We start from the raw sequence: 12,297 nt of genomic DNA, 5'->3' as shown, positions 1-12,297 counted from the left end.
ATGGGGGTCGAAGAAGTGGGCACGGACGCCGAAGGCAACGCCAAGGCGACGGCGAAATCCGGCAGGAGGGAAAGCTTCTTCCACCGGCTGTACGTCGGCACGGGCGCGTTCGACGTCGTCGGCAAGCGCAAGCGCTGGTACGCCTTCTTCGGCGCGCTGGTGCTGGTGTGCCTCCTGTCGATGATCATCCGCGGCTTCAACCTCGGCATCGACTTCGAGGGCGGCACGCAGATCCAGATGCCGGCCAACGGCATCCACGGCGTGATCACCGAAGAGCAGGCGAAGGAGTCGTTCCAGAAGGCGCTCGGCCGGCCGGCCACGGAGGCGCAGAAGGTCGGCACGGGCAACGCGGCGACGATCCAGATCCGCGCCGACACGCTGAACGCGGCCGACGTCGCGAAGGTCAAGCAGACCCTGTTCCAGGACCTGGGCCCGATCGGCAGCAACGGCCAGCCCGGCGTCCAGGCCATCAGCGACAGCGCGGTGAGCGCGTCCTGGGGCGGCGAGATCTCGCAGAAGGCGCTGATCGCGCTCGGCGTGTTCCTCGTCGCGGTGGTCATCTTCCTGGCGGTCTACTTCGACCTGCGGATGGCCGCGGCCGCGCTGGTGTCGCTGCTGCACGACATCCTGGTCACCGCGGGGGTGTACTCCCTGGTCGGCTTCGAGGTGACCCCGGCGACCGTGATCGGCCTGCTGACCATCCTCGGGTTCTCGCTGTACGACACGGTGGTGGTGTTCGACAAGGTCCGCGAGAACACGCGCGGCCTGCTCGGGCTGACGCGCCGCACGTACGCCGAGGCGGCGAACCTCGCGCTGAACCAGACCCTGATGCGGTCGTTCAACACGGCGTTCATCGCTCTGCTGCCCATCCTGGGCCTGCTGATCGTCGGGTACGTGCTGCTCGGCTCGGGCACGCTGCAGGACCTGGCGCTGGTGCAGCTCACCGGTACCCTCGTCGGCGTCCTGTCGTCGGTGGCACTGGCGACGCCGCTGCTGGTCGACTTCAAGATGCGCGACCCGAAGTACCAGCAGCAGGCCGAGCGCGTCCGCCAGCGCCGGGCCAGCCAGGAGCGCAAGGCCGCGGGCGAGGACTTCGACGCCTCGGACGACGACACCCTGGCGAAGGAACTGCGCAAGGAGCGGGCGTACGCGGCCGCGGCCAGCGTTCCCGCCCGGATCCAGAAGCAGCGCCCGGCCGGCAAGCCCGCGGGCAAGCGGAAGCGCTGACGTGGAGCTCGACGACGCCCTCGGCCTGATCGCCGAGGTGCCGGACTTCCCCGAGCCCGGCGTGCTGTTCCGCGACCTGAGCCCGCTCTTCGCGGACGCGGGGGCGTTCAAGGCGGTGACCGACGCGCTGGCGGGCACCCTCGATCCTTCGGTCGAGGCGCTCGCCGGCGTGGAGGCCCGCGGGTTCCTCCTCGCCGCGGCCGTCGGGTACGCCCGCGGCCTCGGCGTGGTGCTGATCCGCAAGCCGGGCAAGTTGCCGCAGGTGGCGGGCCGCGTCGACTACGCACTGGAGTACGGCACGGCGACGGTGGAGCTCCCGGCCGGCGTGGTCCGGCCGGGCCAGCGCGTCGCGGTCCTCGACGACGTCCTGGCCACGGGCGGCACGGTCGCCGCCACGGGCAAGCTCCTGGAAGACGCGGGCGCGGTGGTCGACAGCGTTTCGGTGGTCCTGGAGCTGGCCGCCCTCGGCGGCCGCCAGGTCCTGGGCGACCGCAGGATCCACGCCCTCCGCACCTGCTGAGGGGTCTGCCGCGGCTTGTCGTGAGGGGTAAGGCGGGTCAGCACCGGCCTTGCCGCTCACGAGGGCGGAGGCGCTGGTGACGGCCCCCCGTCCCCCTGAACGGGCGCACCCGACAGGGCTGCGAGGCGTAGCGGCTACCCTGGTGGTCCGAAGGCCGCACGAGCAGCAGGAGGTGCGGGTGAGCCAGGAGCTCGACGCCGCGGTGCCCGCGAAGCAGGGCGCCCAGCAGAACGGGCAGGCGGCGGCACAGCCCGCGCCGCCGAAGCCGAACGGTGCGGCGCCGAACCCGTCCGCGACCCGGCGGGTCCGGGCGCGCCTCGCCCGGCGGATCACCGCGCAGCGCGCCGCCCCGGTCAAGCAGGTCCTCGAACCCCTGGCCGTCATCCACCGTGAGCTGCACCCCAACGCCGATCTGGGGCTGCTCCAGCGCGCCTACGACGTCGCCGAGGAGCTGCACCGGAACCAGCGGCGCAAGTCCGGCGACCCCTACATCACCCACCCGCTCGCCGTCGCCACCATCCTCGCCGAGCTGGGCATGGACACCACCACGCTCGTCGCGGCGCTGCTGCACGACACGGTCGAGGACACCGGTTACGCCGTCGAGAGCCTGAAGGCCGACTTCGGCGAGAAGGTCGCCGAGCTGGTCGACGGCGTCACGAAGCTGGACAAGGTGCAGCTCGGCTCGTCCGCCGAGGCCGAGACCATCCGCAAGATGGTCATCGCGATGGCCAAGGACCCCCGGGTGCTGGTCATCAAGCTGGCCGACCGGCTGCACAACATGCGGACCATGCGGTTCCTGCCGCCGGAGAAGCAGGCCCGCAAGGCCCGCGAGACGCTCGAGGTCCTCGCCCCGCTGGCCCACCGGCTCGGCATGGCCACGGTCAAGTGGGAGCTGGAAGACCTCGCGTTCGCGATCCTGCAACCCAAGAAGTACGACGAGATCGTGCGCCTGGTCGCCGACCGCGCGCCCTCGCGCGACATCTACCTGCGGTCGGTCATCACGGACCTGACCAGCAACCTCGTCTCGTCGCGGATCACCGCGAAGGTCGAGGGCCGCCCGAAGCACTACTACTCGATCCACCAGAAGATGATCGTCCGCGGCCGCGACCTGGACGACATCCACGACCTGGTCGGCGTGCGGATCCTGGTCGAAGACGTCCGTGACTGCTACGCCGCGATGGGTGTCGTCCACGCCCTGTGGCAGCCGGTGCCCGGCCGGTTCAAGGACTACATCGCGCAGCCGCGGTTCGGTGTCTACCAGTCGCTGCACACGACGGTCATCGGTCCCGACGGCAAGCCCCTCGAGGTGCAGATCCGCACCTACGAGATGCACCGCACCGCCGAGTACGGGATCGCCGCGCACTGGCGGTACAAGGAGACCAAGGGCACCCACAGCGGCAACGCGATGGACGTCGACGAGATGGCGTGGATGCGCCAGCTCCTCGACTGGCAGCGCGAAGCCGCGGACCCGGGTGACTTCCTGGAGTCGCTGCGCTACGAGCTGGCCTCGCGCGAGATCTTCGTGTTCACGCCGAAGGGCGACGTGATCACGCTGCCGGTGGAGTCGACGCCGGTCGACTTCGCCTACGCCGTGCACACCGAGGTCGGGCACCGCTGCATCGGCGCCCGCGTCAACGGACGGCTGGTCGCGCTCGAACGCAAGCTGGAAAACGGCGAAGTCGTCGAGATCTTCACGTCGAAGGCGGAGAACGCCGGGCCGTCGCGGGACTGGCTGCAGTTCGCCGGCTCGCCGAAGGCGCGCGCCAAGATCCGGCAGTGGTTCGCCAAGGAACGCCGCGACGAGGCGATCGAAGGCGGCAAGGAAGCCATCACCAAGGAGATCCGCAAGGTCGGCCTGCCGATCCAGCGGCTGGTCTCCGCGGAGTCCATGGGCGCGGTGGCCACCGAGCTGCGCCACGCCGACATCTCGTCGCTCTACGCGGCGGTCGGCGAGGGGCACACGAGCGCCAAGCACGTCGTGCAGCGGCTGGTGGCCCTGATCGGCGGCGTGGACGCGGCGGAGGAGGAGCTCGCCGAGCGCGCGACGCCGTCCACGGTGACCCGGCGCCGCGGCTCCAACGACGTCGGCGTGGTGGTCAAGGGCGCCAGCGACGTCTGGGCGAAGCTGGCCCGCTGCTGCACCCCGGTGCCGGGCGACGAGATCCTCGGTTTCGTGACCCGCGGCGGCGGCGTTTCGGTGCACCGCACCGACTGCACGAACGCCGGCGACCTGCAGTCCCAGCCCGAGCGGCTGGTCGAGGTCGAGTGGGCGCCGTCGGCGTCTTCGGTGTTCCTGGTGGCGATCCAGGTCGAGGCGCTCGACCGGCACCGGCTGCTGTCGGACGTGACCAAGGTGCTGGCCGACGAGAAGGTCAACATCCTGTCGGCGTCGGTGACCACGTCCCGCGACCGGGTGGCGGTCAGCCGCTTCTCGTTCGAGATGGGCGACACCAAGCACCTCGGCCACGTCCTCAAGGTGGTTCGCGGCGTGGAAGGCGTCTACGACGTCTACCGCGTGACGTCGGCTTCCTAGGAAGTCCAGGAGACGCCCGCGGCCGCGGCGATCCGCTCACGCGACTCCAGGAGCCGCGCACGCAACGACCGTAGGTCGACGTCGAGCAGGTGCCCGTCCCGTTTGACCGCCTTCCCGGCGACGTAGACGCTGTCCACCAGACCGGGGTGACCGGCGCTGACGATGGTGCGGACCGGGTCGCCGACGGGGAAGACCGAGAGGTCCTCGGCGTCGAGCAGGACCAGGTCGGCGTCGCGGCCGACGGCCAGGCGGCCGCTGTCGCGCCCGCACGCCCGGGCGCCGTCCACCGTGGCGAATTCGAGGACGTCGCGAGCCGTGACGCCGCCGCGCTCGGCGGCCAGCGCCGTGCGCATGGCGCCGAACAGGTCACCACCGGCGGACAGGCAGTTGTCGACCGACAGCGTCGGGCGGACGCCGGCGGCGAGCGCCCGGCCGGTCACCGGCGGCACGAAGCCCATCTTCAGCTCGACGTCCGGGCTGACCGACACCGAACAGCCCGCCTCGGCCAGCATCACGAGCTGGTCGTCGGACAGGTCGTTGCCGTGCACGACGGTGGTGCGCTCGTCGAGCAGCCCGCGGTCCCGCATCCCGGCGATCGGCCGGTCGCCGTGCGGCCAGCCACCGGTGCCGTGGACGTGCACGCTGACCCGCAAGCCCAGTTCCCGCGCCAGCGCGACGTCGGCGGCGGTCTCGTCCATCGTGGACATCACCGGGCCGCGCAGGCCCAGCGCCATGTCCTCGCCCGGCAGCATGGCCCGCACCCGCCGGATCTCCGGCGCGATGTCCGGCCCGTCGGCGCCGTAGCAGAAGATCGAGTGGCCGGGTGCGTCGTGCAGCCCGGCGATCGCGGCGTCGGCGTTCTCCGGGTGGGAAGCGCAGTGGAACCAGTCGAGCATGGTGGTGACGCCGGAGTTCAGGGCTTCGAGGCGGCCGAGGAGGTTGCCCAGGTAGACGTCTTCGGCCCGGTAGTGCGGTTTGAGCGTGCCGTGGGCGGCGACGCGGTACCGGTCGAACGTCCAGTCCGCGCCGAGGCCGCGGAACGCCGTCTGCCAGGTGTGCCGGTGCGTGTCGACGAACCCGGGCAGCACGATCTTCCCCGTCGCGTCGACCACTTCGGCATCGACGTCGAGCGTGGCGCCGACGGCGGCGATCCGGCCGTCCTCGATGAGCACGTCACCGCGGGGAAGGTCCTCGAACGCCGGATCCATGCTGACCACCATGCCGCCGCGCAGCAGTGTCTTCATCGCTGTCCTCCAAGAGTTGACGTGTCAACTCTGTATGCTACGCCCATGTTGGAACCGGCGGAGTGGGCGTTCTGGGACACCTGGATGCGCGCCCAGCGGCTGCTCGCCCGCGAGCTCGATCGCGGGCTGCAGCGCGACTGCGGCATCTCGAAGGCCGAGTTCAGCGTGCTGATGACGCTGACCCGGCCGATGCGCGTCGGCGAGCTCGCGGACGCCCTCGACTGGGAGAAGAGCCGCGTCGCGCACCTGCTGACGCGGATGGAGAACCGCGGCCTGGTGGCGCGGATCGAAGACGGCGCCACCGGACGGCGCACCGGCATCGAGCTGACCGGCGAAGGCCGTCGCACGGCGGAGAAGGCCACGCGGGCCCACGGCGCCAACATCCGGCGGCTCGCCCTCGACCGGCTCACGCCCGACCAGGCCGCGGCCATCCGGGCCTGGAGCGAGCAGCTGCTCGGAGCCGGCTAGAACAGCGCCGCGATCAGCGCGCCCAGCGGGGGAAGCGCCTGGGCGAGCGCGCCGCCGCGGCCCGCGCCGCGGGGGCGGCTGAGGGCGAGCAGGTCCGAGACGCCGAGCGCGACGCCGGCCAGCAGCATGAACCCGCAGCCGTAGAGCACCAGCCAGCGCCCGGCGCCGGCGTCGCCGGTGTGCAGCAGGACCAGCCCGAGCACCGGGCCGGCGGCGAGGAACAGGTTGTAGAACCCGACGTTGAACGACCACAGCCGGGTGGCCGGCAGGTTCGCCGACGGGATCTTGAAGATGCCCTCGTGCACGCCCGGCCGCTCGAACAGCACCACCTCCCAGGTGAACGCCAGCAGGTGCACCAGCGCCGCCACCCCGGCGAAGACCTGCGCGACGGCGTTCACGGCACGAGCTCGATCCCGTGGCGCCCGGCGATCTCCGGGATGCGGTCCGGCGTGGCCCGGTCGAGGGCGCGGAAGAACCGGCCCATCCCGTCGGTCAGGCACACCGCGAGGAACTGCGCCGACGGCGTGTGCACCGTGAAGGTGTTGACCGCGCCCGCCGGGATGCTGATCGACGCGCCGGGCCCGAGGTCGTGGAGTTCGCCGTCCACGTACACCGTGATGCGCCCGTGGAGCACGTAGAAGCTCTTTGCCCAGGGCTCGGTGTGCGGCGGCACGGACGGCCCGCGCGGCGCGTCGACCTCGAACACCTCGTAGGCGCCGCCGGTGTGCTCCGCGCCGACCTTGACGGTGATCCGCGCGTCGTGGGAATCGAGTTCCGGGCCGTCGCCCGGGGCGCTGAAGTGGGTCATGCCGCCGACGCTAGGAAGGCGGGCGGCGGGGGACCATCCCGGAAAAGTGGGATACCCGCCGCGGGTACGGGCGGCGCATACTGCGTCCATGTGGGACGGCCGGGCGCGGGCGGTGCGGCGGGACGTCGCCGCGCTCGCCACGGCGGGCCTCGGCGTCGCCGAGCTGCACGCGGCCGCCATCGAGCTGGTCGACCGCGTGGTGCCCGCCGAGCTGACGTGCTGGGCGTCGCTGGACCCGGACACCGCGGTGATCAGCTCGATGACCAGCGGCCGGGCCCGCGTGCCGGGCGAGTACGAGCCGCTGCTGGCGACGTACGAGTACGACGGCGCCCAGCCCCACACCTTCGCCGAGCTGGCGCGGCGGCCGGTGCCGGTGGCGCGCCTGTCCGACCTGCCCCGCCGCACCGCCGAGCGCAGCGGCCGGCTCGCCGAGGTCTGGCGGCCGCTCGGGCTCACCCACGAGCTGCGCGTCGTGTTCCGGGTCGACGGCACGTCGTGGGGCGCGGCCGGCCTGGTGCGCAACGGCGAGTTCAGCGACCGCGAGGTCGGGTTCCTGACGTCGGTCGCGCCGGCGCTGGCCTCGGCGACGCGGGTGGCCGCGCGCACCCGAGGCCCGGCGGAGCGGGCCGAAACGGCGATCGTGGTCGTCGGCCCGGACGGCAGGCAGCGGACGGCCACCGCGGCGGCCGCGGCGTGGCGCGCCGAACTCGACGAGATCGCCCCGGGCCGGTTCGCCGTCCTGCTGCGCGCGGTGGTGACCGGGGCCCGCGCGGCGGCGACGGGGGCGTTCCGCGCCCGCGTCCGCGACGCCCGCGGCGGCTGGATCGTGCTGCACGCCGCCCGGCTGGTGGCGGGCGAGGACGACGGCGAAACGGTCGTGACCGTCGACCGCGCTTCGGGCGCCGAGCTGCTCGGTGTCCTGCTCGCCGCCTACGGCCTCACCGCCCGGGAGCGCGACGTCTGCCGCGAGGTGCTGGCCGGACTGTCCACAACGGACATCGCGGCCCGGCTGGCGATCTCGGCGCACACGGTGCAGGACCACCTCAAGTCGGTGTTCGGCAAGGTCGGGGTCCGCAGCCGTGGGGAACTGACCGCGAAACTGATGTCCTGAGCCGGCGGCGACAACTCGGGGAAGATCACCTGCGCGCCGGCGACGCCACGGTGCGGAAGGTCTTCGGCTGGAGGAACTTCCGCAGCAGGGCGTTGACCTCCTCCGGCCGTTCCATCGACGGCAGGTGCCCCGTGTCGGGCAGCTCGGCGAAATCCGCCCGCGGCAACGACTTCGCCAGGTGCGCCGACAATTCCACCAGCCCCGGCGCGTCCGCCGTCCCGATCACCACCAAGGCCGGCGTCGTGATCTCCGCGAGCCGGTGGCGGGTGTCCGGGATCCGCTCCGTCCACTGTGGAGCGGTCCAGTCGTGGCGGTACACCTGCTCGCACATCTGCCGGACCCGCTCGGCCATCCCGGGCGGCAGGACCGAGGTGTCCCGGGACGGCCCCGCGACCAGGTAGCGGATGTTGGCCTCCGCCATCGCGCGGACGTCCGCCGGGTCGACGTCGCCTTGGCGGGCCTGGTAGCGGGCGAGGCGGTCGGCGGGGACCGCCTCGGCGGCCAGCCGGGCGAAGTCCGCCCGCATGTGGTCCGGCCACGTGTGCCCGGTCAGGCCCGAGCCGAGCAGCACCAGGCGGGTGATCCGCTCCGGCGCGGCGAGGGCGGCGTCCAGCGCGCACGCCCCGCCCATCGACGCCCCGACCAGCGCGGCCTGCTCGATCCCCCGGGCATCGAGCAGGGCCAGCAGGTCCTCGTAGTGGGCGTGTTCGCCGTCCTCGCCGCGGGTTTCCCCGAACCCGCGGCGGTCGTAGCGGATCACCCGGTGGGTGGCGGCGAGCTCGGTGAACTGCGCGTCCCACATCCGGCGGTCGCCCAGTGCGGCGTGCAGCAGCACGACCGCGGGCCCCTCTCCCGCTTCGTCGTAGCCGAACGCCGTCCCGCCCACGTCGATCGCCGCCATGGCCCCAACCTAGCCACACGACCGCGTCACACACCGCCGGTTTCGCTGAGGGCGAGAAGCTAAGGTGCCGGTCATGACCGACGGATTCGACCTGACGCGCGACGGCGAAGCCGCCCGCCTGACGCTGACCCGGCCGGAGAAGATGAACGCCATCACCTACGGCATGTGGGCGGCGATCCCGGACGTCGTCGCCGAGGTGGAAGCCGATCCGGCGCTGAAGGTCCTGGTGATCGCCGGCGCCGGCCGGCACTTCTCCGCCGGCGCCGACATCAGCGAGTTCGGCGAGCTGCGCACCACGGCCGAAGGCGCGGCGAGCTACGACAAGGCCGTCGAGGGCGCGGTCGCCGCCCTCACCGGGATGCGGAAGCCGTCGGTCGCGATGATCCAGGGCAACTGCATCGGCGGCGGCTGCCAGATCTCGGTCGCCTGCGACTTCCGGTTCGCCGCCGAGGACGCGCGGTTCGGCATCACCCCGGCGAAGCTCGGCATCGTCTACCACTTCGGCTCGACGCGCCAGCTCGTCTCGCTCGTCGGCCCGGCGCACGCCAAGTACTTCCTGTTGTCCGGCGAGCTGATCACCGCCGCCCGCGCCCGGGAAATCGGCCTGCTCAACGACGTCTTCCCGGCCGGCGACCTCGAGACCGCGACGCTGGCGTTCGCCGAGACGCTGTGCTCGCGCTCCCAGGCGTCGGTCCGCGGGATGAACCGCATCATCGAGAAGATCGTGGCCGGGCAGGAAACCCCGGACGCCGAAGTCGAGGAGATCCGCTCGGAAGCCCTGCACGGCGAGGATTACGCGGAGGGCGTCGCCGCGTTCCTCGAGCGGCGCCCGCCGCGGTTCACCTTTCGCTGACCTCGAAGTCCAGGTAGGCGTGGAAGTGCTCGGCGACGACGTCGGTGACGCCGGCGGGGTCGAGCCTGCCGTCGATTTCGATGACGCGGATGCCGAGCTCCCGCGCCGCCCGCACGACGTGGGCGGCGAGCATCCGGTCGCGCGTCAGCCGGGTGCGCTGCTCCGGGATGGCGAGCCCGTCCGGCCGGTGGCGGAGCTGGTGCTGGCGGAACAGCTCGGTCGGCACGAGCACCACCATGCGGCCGGGGGAGTCCAGGATCGGGGCGACGAGCTCCGGCCGCAGTGCCCGGCCCTCGGCGACGACCGGCCGCGGTGACGCCAGGGCGCGCAGGTCGTCGAGGGCGCCGCGGAACCCGGCGCCGAACTCGGCCATCATCGCGGTCAGCTGGTCGGCGGCCGGGAGATCGGCGGGCGGCGCGGCACCCGGGCGGGCCCGGTCGTCGTGGTGGTAGGCCGTCAGGCCGTGCCGCTCGGCCAGCAGGCGCGCGACGGTGGACTTCCCGGTCCACGGTGCGCCGCCGATCCACAGCGCCCTTCCGACGGTGCCGAACGGATCCGAGGTCATCAGACGACTATCGCGGGCCCGGCGGCCCGGTGGCCAGTGTTCCGGCGCCGGTTGATCCGTTCAGCGCAGAGTGACCCGGCCCGCACGCCGCGGCGTCAGGACCGGTCGCCTTCGCCGTCGACCACGAGCACCGTGGAGGAGTCCGCGAAATCCGGCTCCGGGCCGATCCGGAAGGGGAACCGCGAGCCCGGCCGGACCGCGGCGATCAGGGTGTCGGCCCGGTCGAGCACGATGATCGCGAGCTCGGTGGTGACCGGCTCCGGGCGGAACACGACGTCCGGACGCGGTTCGGGGACGACGATCGGCAGCGGCAGGGTGCCGCTGACCGAACCGGAGCCGAAGTCGTCCTCCGCCGGCACGGGCGGGGCGAAGGGCGACGGCGGGAGCAGCTGCGGGCGGCGTCGCCACCAGAGCCCGGCGAGCAGGCCCGTCAGCAGGCCGCCGGTGCCGCTGACGGCCGATGCCAGCCCGACCCCGAGACCGGACGTCTCGTCGGTCGGAGCGGGCGGGGTAGCGGGCGGGGTGGCGGGCGGGCTCGCCGGCAGCGGCCCGAACCGCACGCCCGGCTCCGCGGCGGCGTCGTCGGGCAGCTGGAGCACCTGACCGGGCTCGACCGCGGCGGGATCGGTGAACGGCGTGCCGTCCGGCCGCGGCCGGCCCTGGTTGAGCCGGAAGATTTCGGGGAAGCGGCGCCCGTCGCCGAGCGCGCGTTCGGCGATCTCGAACAGCGTGATGTCCGCGGGGTTGTCGGTGTGCGGCACGATGAAGTACTTGACCGGCGGCGGCGGGTCGGCCTGCGCGAGCGCGGGGCCGCCGGCGAGCACGGCGAAGAGGGCACCGGCGCAGCCGGCCTGACCGGCCCGCCCGAGGACGCGGCGGACCGCGGGAACCCGGTTTTCGACCATCGTCGGCACCTCTCCCCGGCGACCCTGGCGGATCCCCGGTCTCGCCCTCCTACACGGGGCGGGTGCGGACGCGGTTCAGATCTTGTCCCGCGGCGAGCGCGAAACAGCCCGGCCCCGGATCACGTCGGGGCCGGGCTGTTCGCGGCTGTTGCTACTGGACGGTGACGCCGGTGAACTTCACCTGCTTGGTCGGCGCTCCGGTGCCGTCCTGCGGGTTCGGGTTGGCGATGCCGGCCTTCGCCACCGCGTCGAGCACCTTCAGGCCCTCGTCGGTGATGCTGCCGAACACCGAGTAGTCCGCCGGGAGGCCGTCGGCGCTGCCGTAGACCATGAAGAACTGGCTGCCGCCCGAGTTGGGGGCCTGCGTCTTCGCCATGGCGAGGATGCCGCGGCCGTACTTGATCTCCGGGAACGCCTCGTCCGGCATCGTGTAGCCGGGGCCGCCCTGGCCGTCGGTGGTCGGGTCGCCGGTGGCCGCCGGGTCGCCGCACTGCAGCATCTGCAGGCCCTCGGTGCCGAGGCGGTGGCACATGGTGTCGTTGTAGAAGTTCTGCTTGGCCAGGCTGATGAAGCTCTGCACCGCGCAGGGGGCGAGCGCGCGGTCGAGCGTCAGCGGGATGTCGCCCGCGGTGCTCTTGAGCGTCACGTTCACCGTGCCGGTCGACGGGACGTTCTTGCCGTCCGGCGGGTTCACCTTCTTCGGCGCCTTGCCCGTCGAGTCCGCCTTGAAGTCGCACGTCGTCGGGTTCGGCAGCGGCGTCGCGCGCTTCGGCAGCGCGGTGCGCTGCGTCGGGATCTGGATCTCGGTCGGCGGCGGGGCGGCCGAGGACGAGGCCGCGGTGTCCGTGCTGTCGCCGCTGTTCGCGCTCACGATCCACACCACGACACCGGCGACGACGAGGACGGCCACGCCGACCACTCCAGCCCCGATCATCCGGCGTCGCTTCTGCTGCTCCATTCGGCGCTCGAGCTGCCGCTCGAGTTTGCGCTTCGCAGCTTCGCGGCGCTGCTGGTTGGTCGCCACCCCGTACCCTCCAGGTTTCCGCTCGTGTCACACGTCTGAGGTAGCGGCAGTGTATGGGCACAGCCTGTGAGGACCATGTACAGGGCCCGCTAGTCTCAACCCGATCGTGATCGGCGCCATCCGGCGCGGAAGTCCGGG

The 12,297-nt window shown here is 72.6% G+C and carries 13 protein-coding genes; 6 read left to right on the top strand and 7 right to left on the bottom strand.

Annotation, left to right across the window (positions count from 1 at the left end):
- The 3 genes from secF (at position 1) to DV20_RS36925 (ending at position 4,280) form a co-directional block, all read left to right on the top strand.
- Complete coding sequence (gene secF / locus DV20_RS36935; protein WP_043788043.1) at positions 1 to 1,227, top strand: protein translocase subunit SecF; 1,227 nt, start codon at positions 1 to 3, stop codon at positions 1,225 to 1,227.
- 1 nt (position 1,228) lies between these two features.
- Positions 1,229 to 1,747: an adenine phosphoribosyltransferase gene (locus tag DV20_RS36930; RefSeq protein ID WP_043788042.1), complete on the top strand. Its 519-nt coding sequence runs from the start codon at positions 1,229 to 1,231 to the stop codon at positions 1,745 to 1,747.
- A gap of 178 nt (positions 1,748 to 1,925) precedes the next feature.
- Positions 1,926 to 4,280: a RelA/SpoT family protein gene (locus tag DV20_RS36925; protein WP_043788040.1), complete on the top strand. Its 2,355-nt coding sequence runs from the start codon at positions 1,926 to 1,928 to the stop codon at positions 4,278 to 4,280.
- Here DV20_RS36925 and DV20_RS36920 read toward each other — a convergent pair.
- Positions 4,277 to 5,524, bottom strand: a complete 1,248-nt coding sequence (locus DV20_RS36920) for an amidohydrolase family protein (protein WP_043788039.1) — start codon at positions 5,522 to 5,524, stop codon at positions 4,277 to 4,279. The two genes, DV20_RS36925 and DV20_RS36920, sit on opposite strands and share 4 nt — an antisense overlap.
- 45 nt (positions 5,525 to 5,569) lie before the next feature.
- On the opposite strand from DV20_RS36920, the gene DV20_RS36915 reads away from it, so the two are divergent.
- Positions 5,570 to 5,992 carry a MarR family winged helix-turn-helix transcriptional regulator gene (locus tag DV20_RS36915; protein WP_043788038.1) on the top strand — a complete coding sequence of 141 codons (423 nt, stop codon included), beginning with the start codon at positions 5,570 to 5,572 and terminating at the stop codon, positions 5,990 to 5,992.
- Here the strand turns inward: DV20_RS36915 and DV20_RS36910 are convergent.
- Both DV20_RS36910 and DV20_RS36905 read right to left on the bottom strand, forming a co-directional pair.
- Entirely contained in the window at positions 5,989 to 6,390 is a 402-nt protein-coding gene (locus tag DV20_RS36910) for a DUF1304 domain-containing protein (RefSeq protein ID WP_043788037.1), read from the bottom strand. The two genes, DV20_RS36915 and DV20_RS36910, sit on opposite strands and share 4 nt — an antisense overlap.
- Complete coding sequence (locus DV20_RS36905; RefSeq protein ID WP_043788036.1) at positions 6,387 to 6,800, bottom strand: cupin domain-containing protein; 414 nt, start codon at positions 6,798 to 6,800, stop codon at positions 6,387 to 6,389. The genes DV20_RS36910 and DV20_RS36905 overlap by 4 nt, the downstream gene beginning before the upstream one ends.
- Before the next feature lie 88 nt (positions 6,801 to 6,888).
- On the opposite strand from DV20_RS36905, the gene DV20_RS36900 reads away from it, so the two are divergent.
- Positions 6,889 to 7,911, top strand: a complete 1,023-nt coding sequence (locus DV20_RS36900) for a helix-turn-helix transcriptional regulator (RefSeq protein ID WP_043788034.1) — start codon at positions 6,889 to 6,891, stop codon at positions 7,909 to 7,911.
- Positions 7,912 to 7,936: 25 nt separating this feature from the next.
- Here DV20_RS36900 and DV20_RS36895 read toward each other — a convergent pair whose 3' ends face one another.
- Entirely contained in the window at positions 7,937 to 8,812 is an 876-nt protein-coding gene (locus DV20_RS36895) for an alpha/beta fold hydrolase (RefSeq protein ID WP_051736285.1), read from the bottom strand.
- Between the two features lie 73 nt (positions 8,813 to 8,885).
- Between DV20_RS36895 and DV20_RS36890 the strand changes: the two genes are divergently transcribed.
- The gene (locus tag DV20_RS36890) at positions 8,886 to 9,665 is read left to right on the top strand and encodes an enoyl-CoA hydratase/isomerase family protein (protein WP_043788092.1); all 780 of its coding nucleotides are present in this window, start codon (positions 8,886 to 8,888) and stop codon (positions 9,663 to 9,665) included.
- Here the strand turns inward: DV20_RS36890 and DV20_RS36885 are convergent.
- From DV20_RS36885 to DV20_RS36875, 3 genes are all read right to left on the bottom strand, one after another.
- Positions 9,652 to 10,230, bottom strand: a complete 579-nt coding sequence (locus DV20_RS36885; protein WP_043788033.1) for a cytidylate kinase family protein — start codon at positions 10,228 to 10,230, stop codon at positions 9,652 to 9,654. The two genes, DV20_RS36890 and DV20_RS36885, sit on opposite strands and share 14 nt — an antisense overlap.
- A 95-nt stretch (positions 10,231 to 10,325) precedes the next feature.
- Positions 10,326 to 11,135: a LysM peptidoglycan-binding domain-containing protein gene (locus DV20_RS36880; protein ID WP_043788090.1), complete on the bottom strand. Its 810-nt coding sequence runs from the start codon at positions 11,133 to 11,135 to the stop codon at positions 10,326 to 10,328.
- A gap of 151 nt (positions 11,136 to 11,286) precedes the next feature.
- On the bottom strand, positions 11,287 to 12,159 hold the full coding sequence (locus DV20_RS36875) for a peptidylprolyl isomerase (RefSeq protein WP_043788032.1): 873 nt from the start codon (positions 12,157 to 12,159) through the stop codon (positions 11,287 to 11,289).
- Positions 12,160 to 12,297: the final 138 nt, after the last annotated feature.

This window comes from Amycolatopsis rifamycinica (assembly GCF_000695625.1).
GTDB classification, from domain to species: Bacteria; Actinomycetota; Actinomycetes; order Mycobacteriales; family Pseudonocardiaceae; genus Amycolatopsis; species Amycolatopsis rifamycinica.
Note: the sequence above shows the minus strand (reverse complement) of the source record. Positions and strands in the feature narration are given on the sequence as shown.